This is a genomic window from Rugamonas violacea (genome assembly GCF_016461825.1).
GTDB lineage: Bacteria > Pseudomonadota > Gammaproteobacteria > Burkholderiales > Burkholderiaceae_D > Rugamonas.
The window spans coordinates 1-790 of record NZ_JAEMNU010000092.1 but is presented as its reverse complement, the minus strand read 5'-3'; the positions used below and the strand labels follow the sequence as shown (position 1 = coordinate 790).

Below are 790 nucleotides of genomic sequence, written 5' to 3'. Positions count from 1 at the left end.
CTCGACCTGGTGCCGATGCAGGTGCGCGTGCTGCGCCATATCCGCAAGCGTTACGGCTGCCCCGGCGGCGTGCACGCGCCGGTGACGGCGCCATTGCCGCCGCAGCCCCTGCCCAAGAGCAACGCCAGCGCCGACCTGCTGGCCATGCTGCTGGTGGTCAAGTTCGTCGACGGCCTGCCGCTGGCGCGTTTCGAACACGTGCTGGCCCGCCACGGCGTGACGGTGCCGCGCCAGACGCTGGCGCGCTGGGTCATCGGCGCGGCCGGCGTGCTGCAGCCGCTGCTCAATTTGATGCGCGACGCCTTGCTCGACGGGGCGTATTTGCACGTCGACGAGACCGTGGTGCAGGTGCTCAAGGAGGCCGGCAAGGCGCCGACCTCGAACAGTTATATGTGGGTGCAGACGGGCGGACCGCCGGCGCGGCCGGTGGTGGTGTTCGACTACGATGCCAGCCGCGGCGGGCAGGTGCCCGTGCGCCTGCTGCACGACTATCGGGGCTATGTGATGACCGACGGCTACAGCGGCTATAACGAGCTGATGCGCACCGACGGCATCGAGCAACTGGTGTGCTGGGCGCACGTGCGCCGCCGCTTCGTCGAGGCCGTCAAGGTGCAGCCGAAAGGCAAGCGCGGACTGGCCGACGAGGCCGTCGCGCTGATCGGCAAGCTGTACGGCGTCGAGCGCGACCACAAGGATGCCGGCGACGCGGCGCGTCTGCTGGCACGGCAACAGCACAGCGTGCCGGCGCTGGCGGCGCTGCGCGCCAGGCTCGACAAAACGCTGCCGGGCG

Annotated in this window: 1 protein-coding gene; it reads left to right on the top strand. The window is 70.4% G+C overall.

Going from position 1 to position 790, the window contains the following annotated elements; all coding sequences use genetic code 11:
* Nucleotides 1-790: IS66 family transposase (gene tnpC / locus H7U20_RS17750; RefSeq protein ID WP_199760482.1), on the top strand; the 790-nt coding region annotated here is incomplete at both ends.